The organism is Aquimarina algiphila (genome assembly GCF_007489275.1).
Taxonomy (GTDB): Bacteria; Bacteroidota; Bacteroidia; order Flavobacteriales; family Flavobacteriaceae; genus Aquimarina; species Aquimarina algiphila.
Map to the genome: position 1 here is coordinate 1 of NZ_VLNR01000192.1, position 1,128 is coordinate 1,128.

Below are 1,128 nucleotides of genomic sequence, written 5' to 3' on the forward strand. Positions count from 1 at the left end.
CACCAGTTGCTGGAACCCTATCCGGAACAACAGAAGCATGTATCGCCGGTACAACTACTTTTAGCTCAACAGAGGCTGGAGGAAGCTGGAGTTCAGCTAACACAGCAATCGCTACCATCAACGCAAGCACTGGACTGATTACCGGAGTAGCAGCAGGTACGGTGACGATGACCTATACGGTAAGTGGTACAGGCGGATGTCCTGATGCTACTGCGACTAGAGATGTAACTATTACCGCACCACCAGTTGCTGGAACTCTATCCGGAACTCAGGAAGCATGTATCGCCGGTACGACTACCTTTAGCTCTACAGAGGCTGGAGGAAGCTGGAGTTCAGCCGATATTACTATTGCAACGATTAATTCAAGCACTGGACTGATTACCGGAGTAGCAGCCGGTACGGTGACCATGACCTATACGATAAGTGGTACAGGCGGATGTCCTGATGCTACAGCGACAAGGGATGTGACCATTACAGCACCACCCACAGCGGGAACACTATCGGGAACTCAGGAAGCCTGTATTGCCGGTACGACAACCTTTAGTTCAACAGAAGCAGGAGGAAGCTGGAGTTCAGCCAACACATCAATCGCAACGATCAACGCAAGCACCGGACTGATCACCGGAGTAGCAGCGGGTACAGTGACCATGACCTATACGGTTAGTGGCACAGGAGGATGCCCTGATGCTACTGCGACTAGAGATGTAACCATTACCGCACCACCAGTTGCTGGAACACTATCGGGAACTCAGGAAGCCTGTATTGCTGGTACAACTACTTTTAGCTCAACAGAGGCTGGAGGAAGCTGGAGTTCAGCTAACACAGCAATCGCTACCATCAACGCAAGCACTGGACTGATTACGGGAGTAGCAGCGGGTACTGTGACCATGACTTATACAGTAAGTGGCACAGGAGGATGCCCTGATGCTACTGCGACTAGAGATGTAACTATTACAGCACCACCTACAGCTGGAACCCTATCTGGAACTACCGAAGCATGTATTGCCGGTACGACGACTTTTAGCTCAACAGAGGCAGGCGGAAGCTGGAGTTCAGCCGATATTAGCATAGCAACGATTAATTCAAGCACTGGACTGATTACCGGAGTAGCAGCAGGTACGGTGACGA

The 1,128-nt window shown here is 51.0% G+C and carries 1 protein-coding gene; it reads left to right on the top strand.

What is annotated here, in order from left to right:
• Positions 1 to 1,128: Ig-like domain-containing protein (locus FOF46_RS31045; RefSeq protein WP_208746852.1), on the top strand; the 1,128-nt coding region annotated here is incomplete at both ends.